The sequence below is a fragment of the uncultured Methylibium sp. genome (genome assembly GCF_902826655.1).
Lineage (GTDB): Bacteria > Pseudomonadota > Gammaproteobacteria > Burkholderiales > Burkholderiaceae_C > Methylibium.
This window is the reverse complement of the sequence record NZ_CADEFR010000102.1, coordinates 1-7,065: the sequence shown is the minus strand read 5'-3', so window position 1 is coordinate 7,065 and position 7,065 is coordinate 1. Positions and strand designations below refer to the sequence as shown.

Genomic DNA, 7,065 nt, shown 5'->3' with positions numbered 1-7,065 from the left:
CCAGCGCAGCAACCAGAACACCAACATCCACCAGCGCCCGATCGTCAAGCGCGGCGACAAGGTGGGCGCCGGCGACGTGATCGCCGACGGCGCATCGACCGACCTGGGCGAGCTCGCGCTCGGCCAGAACATGCTGGTCGCCTTCATGCCGTGGAACGGCTACAACTTCGAGGACTCGATCCTCATCAGCGAGCGCGTCGTCGCCGACGACCGCTACACCTCGATCCACATCGAGGAACTGGTGGTGATGGCCCGCGACACCAAGCTGGGCTCGGAAGAGATCACACGCGACATCCCGAACTTGTCCGAGCAGCAGCTGGCGCGTCTGGACGAGTCGGGCATCGTCTACATCGGCGCCGAGGTCAACCCGGGCGACGTGCTGGTCGGCAAGGTCACCCCCAAGGGCGAGACCACGCTGACGCCGGAAGAGAAGCTCCTGCGCGCGATCTTCGGCGAGAAGGCGTCCGACGTGAAGGACACCTCGCTGCGCGTCGACCAGGGCACCAACGGCACCGTGATCGACGTCCAGGTCTTCACCCGCGAAGGCATCCAGCGCGACAAGCGCGCCCAGCAGATCATCGACGACGAGCTGAAGCGCTTCCGTCTGGACCTGAACGACCAGCTGCGCATCGTCGAGGCCGACGCCTTCGACCGCATCGAGAAGCTGCTGTCGGGCAAGCCGGCCAATGGCGGCCCGGGCAAGATCGCCAAGGGCACGACGATCGACAAGGCCTACCTGGCCGGGATCGACAAGTACCACTGGTTCGACATCCGCCCGGCCGACGAGGACGTGGCCAACCAGCTCGAGTCGATCAAGAACTCGCTCGAGCAGACGCGCCACAGCTTCGACCTCGCCTTCGAGGAGAAGCGCAAGAAGCTGACGCAGGGCGACGAGCTGCCCGCGGGCGTGCTGAAGATGGTCAAGGTCTACCTCGCCGTCAAGCGTCGCCTGCAACCGGGCGACAAGATGGCCGGCCGCCACGGCAACAAGGGCGTGGTCTCCAAGATCGTGCCGGTCGAGGACATGCCCTATATGTCCGACGGGACGCCGTGCGACATCGTGCTGAACCCGTTGGGCGTGCCCTCGCGGATGAACGTCGGTCAGGTGCTCGAAGTGCACCTGGGCTGGGCCGCCAAGGGCATCGGTCATCGCATCGGCGACATGCTGCAACGCGAGACCAAGCTGGCCGAGCTGCGCAAGTTCCTCGACGAGCTGTACAACAAGTCGGGCGGCAAGACCGAGTCGCTGGCCTCGCTGACCGACGCCGAGGTGACCGAGATGGCCGAGAACCTCGCGCACGGCGTGCCGTTCGCGACGCCGGTGTTCGATGGGGCGGCCGAAAGCGAGATCCGCGCGATGCTGCACCTGGCCTATCCGGACGAGATCGCGGCGGCCAAGGGACTGAATGCGACCCGCACCCAGGCCAAGCTGCACGACGGACGCACCGGCGACGCCTTCGAGCGCGACGTGACGGTGGGCTACATGCACGTGCTGAAGCTGCACCACCTGGTGGACGACAAGATGCACGCCCGCTCGACCGGCCCGTACAGCCTGGTGACCCAGCAGCCGCTGGGCGGCAAGGCGCAGTTCGGCGGCCAGCGCTTCGGCGAGATGGAAGTCTGGGCGCTGGAAGCCTACGGCGCGAGCTACGTGCTGCAGGAGATGCTGACCGTCAAGTCGGACGACGTGAACGGCCGCACCAAGGTCTACGAGTCCATCGTCAAGGGCGAGCACGCGATCGAGGCCGGCATGCCGGAGTCGTTCAATGTGCTGGTGAAGGAAATCCGTTCGCTCGGCATCGACATCGAGCTCGAGCGCAACTAAAGGAGAAAAGGCATGAAGGGACTACTCGACCTTTTCAAGCAGTTCACCCCGGATGAGCATTTCGATGCCATCAAGATCGGCCTGGCTTCCCCGGAGAAGATCCGCAGCTGGTCGTTCGGCGAGGTGAAGAAGCCCGAGACCATCAACTACCGGACCTTCAAGCCGGAACGCGACGGCCTGTTCTGCGCCAAGATCTTCGGCCCGATCAAGGACTACGAGTGCCTGTGCGGCAAGTACAAGCGCCTCAAGCACCGCGGCGTGATCTGCGAGAAGTGCGGCGTCGAGGTCACGCAGACCAAGGTGCGCCGCGAGCGCATGGGTCACATCGACCTGGCCGCGCCCTGCGCGCACATCTGGTTCCTGAAGTCGCTGCCGTCGCGCCTGGGTCTGGTGCTGGACATGACGCTGCGCGACATCGAGCGCGTGCTGTACTTCGAAGCCTACGTCGTCGTCGACCCGGGCATGACGCCGCTGAAGAAGTTCTCGATCATGACCGAGGACGACTACGACGCGAAGAAGCGCGAGTTCGGTGACGAGTTCGTCGCGCTGATGGGCGCCGAGGGCGTGCAGAAGCTGCTCGCCGAGATGGACCTCGACGTCGAGATCGAGAAGCTGCGCGGTGACATGACCGGCTCCGAGCTCAAGGTCAAGAAGAACTCGCGTCGCCTCAAGGTGATGGAGGCCTTCAAGAAGTCGGGCATCAAGCCGCAGTGGATGGTGATGAACGTGCTGCCCGTGCTGCCGCCGGACCTGCGTCCGCTGGTGCCGCTGGACGGCGGGCGCTTCGCCACCTCCGACCTGAACGACCTGTACCGTCGCGTCATCAACCGCAACAACCGCCTCGCGCGCCTGCTGGAGCTGAAGGCGCCCGAGATCATCGTGCGCAACGAGAAGCGCATGCTGCAGGAAGCGGTGGATTCGCTGCTGGACAACGGCCGTCGCGGCAAGGCGATGACCGGCGCCAACAAGCGCGCCCTCAAGTCGCTGGCCGACATGATCAAGGGCAAGAGCGGTCGCTTCCGCCAGAACCTGCTGGGCAAGCGCGTCGACTACTCGGGCCGCTCGGTCATCGTGGTCGGCCCGACGCTCAAGCTGCACCAGTGCGGCCTGCCCAAGCTGATGGCGCTGGAACTCTTCAAGCCCTTCATCTTCTCTCGCCTGGAGGCGATGGGCATCGCCACCACGATCAAGGCGGCGAAGAAGGAAGTCGAATCCGGCACGCCGGTGGTCTGGGACATCCTCGAAGAAGTCATCAAGGAGCACCCGGTTCTGCTGAACCGCGCGCCGACGCTGCACCGCCTGGGCATCCAGGCGTTCGAGCCGGTGCTGATCGAAGGCAAGGCGATCCAGCTGCATCCGCTGGTCTGCGCGGCCTTCAACGCGGACTTCGACGGTGACCAGATGGCCGTCCACGTGCCGCTGTCGATCGAGGCGCAGATGGAAGCCCGCACGCTGATGCTGGCCTCCAACAACGTGCTGTTCCCGGCCAACGGCGAGCCGTCGATCGTGCCGTCGCAGGACGTGGTGCTGGGCCTGTATTACGCCACCCGCGAGCGCATCAACGGCAAGGGCGAGGGCATGGTCTTCTCCGACGTCGTCGAGGTCCAGCGCGCGCTGGACAACGGCCAGGTCGAGATCACCGCGAAGATCGCCGTCCGCCTGACCGAGTGGGTCAAGGGCACGGACGGCGAGTTCGTGTCCGAGACGCGCCTGGTCGACACGACGGTCGGCCGCGCGCTGCTGTCGGAGATCCTGCCGAAGGGGCTGCCGTTCGCCAACATCAACAAGGCGCTCAAGAAGAAGGAGATCTCGCGTCTCATCAACGTGTCCTTCCGCAAGTGCGGCCTGAAGGAAACCGTGGTGCTGGCGGACAAGCTGCTGCAGAGCGGCTTCCGTCTCGCCACGCGCGCCGGCATCTCGATCTCGATCGACGACATGCTGGTGCCCAAGGAGAAGCACGGCCTGATCGAGCGCGCCGAGAAGGAGGTCAAGGAGATCGAGCAGCAGTACGTCTCGGGCCTGGTGACTGCCGGCGAGCGCTACAACAAGGTCGTCGACATCTGGGGCAAGACCGGTGACGAGGTGGGCAAGGTCATGATGGGCCAGCTCGCCAAGCAGAAGGTGCTCGACCGCCACGGCAAGGAAGTCGACCAGGAGTCGTTCAACTCCATCTACATGATGGCGGACTCCGGGGCGCGCGGCTCGGCGGCGCAGATCCGCCAGCTGGCGGGCATGCGCGGCCTGATGGCCAAGCCGGACGGCTCGATCATCGAGACGCCGATCACGGCGAACTTCCGCGAGGGCCTGAACGTTCTGCAGTACTTCATCTCCACCCACGGCGCCCGCAAGGGCCTCGCGGACACGGCCTTGAAGACGGCGAACTCCGGCTACCTGACGCGTCGACTGGTCGACGTGACCCAGGATCTGGTGGTCACCGAGGACGACTGCGGCACCGAGAACGGCATCGCGATGCGCGCGCTGGTCGAGGGCGGCGAGGTCATCGAGTCGCTGCGCGACCGCATCCTCGGCCGCGTGACGGCCATCGAGGTGCTGCATCCCGAGACGCAGCAGGTCGTCGTGCCGGCCGGCCAGATGCTGGACGAGGACACGCTCGACATCGTCGAGAGCGCCAACGTCGACGAAGTCAAGGTCCGCACTCCGCTGACCTGCAACACGCGCTTCGGCCTGTGCGCCAAGTGCTACGGCCGCGACCTCGGCCGCGGCGGCCTGGTCAACTCCGGCGAGGCCGTGGGCGTGATCGCGGCGCAGTCGATCGGCGAACCCGGCACGCAGCTGACGATGCGCACCTTCCACATCGGCGGTGCGGCGTCGCGCGCGGCGGTGGCCTCGAGCGTCGAGGCCAAGAGCGACGGCCACATCGGCTTCAACGCGACGATGCGCTACGTGACCAACGGCAAGGGTGAACTGGTCGTGATCTCGCGCTCCGGCGAGATCGTCATCGCCGACACCCACGGCCGGGAGCGCGAGCGTCACAAGCTGCCCTATGGCGCCACGCTGAACGTGCGGCCCGACCAGCAGGTCAAGGCCGGCACGGTGCTGGCCAACTGGGACCCGCTGACCCGCCCGATCATCACCGAGTTCGCCGGCAAGGCGAAGTTCGAGAACGTCGAGGAGGGCGTGACGGTCGCCAAGCAGGTCGACGAGGTGACGGGCCTGTCGACGCTGGTGGTCATCGATCCGAAGCGTCGTGGCGCGGCCAAGGTCGTGCGTCCGCAGGTCAAGCTGCTCGACGTCGCAGGCAACGAGGTCAAGATCCCCGGCACCGATCACTCGGTGACGATCGGCTTCCCGATCGGCTCGCTGATCCAGGTGCGCGACGGCCAGGACCTGATGCCCGGCGAGGTGCTGGCGCGCATCCCGGTCGAAGGTCAGAAGACGCGCGACATCACCGGCGGTCTGCCGCGGGTGGCCGAACTCTTCGAGGCGCGCACGCCCAAGGACAAGGGCACGCTGGCCGAGATGACCGGCACGGTGTCCTTCGGCAAGGAGACCAAGGGCAAGGTGCGCCTGCAGATCACCGATCCGGATGGCAAGGTCTACGAAGAGCTGGTGCCCAAGGAGAAGAACATCCTGGTGCACGAAGGCCAGGTGGTGAACAAGGGCGAGAGCATCGTCGACGGTCCGGCCGACCCGCAGGACATCCTGCGGCTGCTGGGCATCGAGGAACTGGCGCGCTACATCGTCGACGAAGTGCAGGACGTCTATCGCCTGCAGGGCGTGAAGATCAACGACAAGCACATCGAAGTGATCGTTCGCCAGATGCTGCGGCGCGTGCAGATCGTCAACCCCGGCGACAGCGGCTACATCGCGGGCGAGCAGGTCGAGCGCTCGGAGCTGCTGAATCGCAACGAGAAGCTGCGGGCCGACGGCAAGATGACGGCGACCCATGCCGATGTCCTGCTGGGCATCACCAAGGCTTCGCTGTCGACGGACTCGTTCATCTCGGCGGCCTCGTTCCAGGAGACGACCCGGGTGCTGACCGAGGCGGCGATCATGGGCAAGCGCGACGAACTCCGTGGTCTGAAGGAGAACGTCATCGTCGGCCGTCTGATCCCGGCCGGCACCGGCCTGGCCTTCCACCGCGCCCGCAAGGCGAAGGAAGAAATGGACGACGCCGAGCGCCGCTCGATCGCTTTGCAGGAAGCCGAAGAGCTGGCCTCGCTGACGCCCGCGGGTGCCGACGTGGCCAGTGACGAGACGCCGCAGTGACGGAGCGTCGAGCCGGATGAAGGGCGGCTTCGGCCGCCCTTTTTTCTGATCCCGTCGAGCGGAGAAGCCTCAGGTCCGGGCGTGGGTGACTCTACGAACCCAATCTGCAGGTGTGAGTACCTGCACACCCAGTGGCAGAGCCCGCCGGGCGAGCTTCAGGAGCGCGCGATCCCGGGTCAGCAGCCATTGGACGCCGACCGTGAGCGCCACGTCGATGAACACCTGGTCGTCCGGGTCGGTGCAGCGCAGCGGCCCCGGCCGCGGGGGCTCTGCGGCGATGGTCGCCCAGCGGTCCCAGCTGGTCCCGATGTGCTGCGGATCGGGGCTCCAGTGGGCCAGCTTGGGGCTGGCGGCCACCCTCAGACACTCCAGTCGCATGTTCACGCTGGCGATCCAGCGCAGGGCGCCGCTGCCGACCGCAGCGCCGAGCCCTCGTGTCGGCGGATCGTCGAAGACCAGCCAGTCGAGCACCGTGTTGGTGTCCAGGACCGCGGTTCCCAGAGGCGGAACGGACAAGGCTTCGAGGGTCATCGGAGGCGTGCTGCGGAACCCCTGCGGCTTGCGACTCCGGGGCGACCCGAATATACTCTGCGGCTTTTCGGCAGATTCTGCTGCGCTCGGCGCTGCGCAGAGGGGCCGGAACGCTGATCAGTCCTACCTCTCACGGGAACGAGAACCCATGCCCACCATCAACCAACTCGTGCGCCACGGTCGCCAGACCGAAGTCACGAAGTCGAAGTCGCCGGCGATGCAGGGCGGCCCGCAGCGGCGCGGCGTCTGCACCCGTGTCTACACCACGACGCCGAAGAAGCCGAACTCGGCACTCCGCAAGGTCGCCAAGGTGCGCCTGACGAACGGCTTCGAGGTCATCTCCTACATCGGCGGTGAAGGCCACAACCTGCAAGAGCACAGCGTCGTGCTGGTGCGCGGTGGTCGCGTCAAGGACCTGCCGGGTGTGCGCTACCACATCGTGCGTGGCTCGCTGGACCTGCAGGGCGTCAAGGACCGCA

4 protein-coding genes are annotated in these 7,065 nt (G+C 66.3%); 3 read left to right on the top strand and 1 reads right to left on the bottom strand.

Annotated features, from left to right (window positions below):
* Together rpoB and rpoC are read left to right on the top strand one after the other, a co-directional pair.
* A partial coding sequence (rpoB, locus tag QZV97_RS20010; RefSeq protein ID WP_295647000.1) for a DNA-directed RNA polymerase subunit beta occupies positions 1–1,825 on the top strand: 1,825 nt, incomplete at its 5' end.
* Positions 1,826–1,837: 12 nt separating this feature from the next.
* Entirely contained in the window at positions 1,838–6,055 is a 4,218-nt protein-coding gene (gene rpoC / locus QZV97_RS20005) for a DNA-directed RNA polymerase subunit beta' (RefSeq protein ID WP_295646996.1), read from the top strand.
* Positions 6,056–6,124: 69 nt separating this feature from the next.
* Here the strand turns inward: rpoC and QZV97_RS20000 are convergent, their stop codons facing one another.
* Positions 6,125–6,586 (bottom strand): putative toxin-antitoxin system toxin component, PIN family, encoded by a 462-nt coding sequence (locus QZV97_RS20000; RefSeq protein WP_295646993.1) that lies wholly within the window; start codon positions 6,584–6,586, stop codon positions 6,125–6,127.
* 148 nt (positions 6,587–6,734) lie between these two features.
* Between QZV97_RS20000 and rpsL the strand changes: the two genes are divergently transcribed.
* The coding region (gene rpsL, locus QZV97_RS19995; protein WP_295646990.1) for a 30S ribosomal protein S12 at positions 6,735–7,065 on the top strand (331 nt) is incomplete at its 3' end.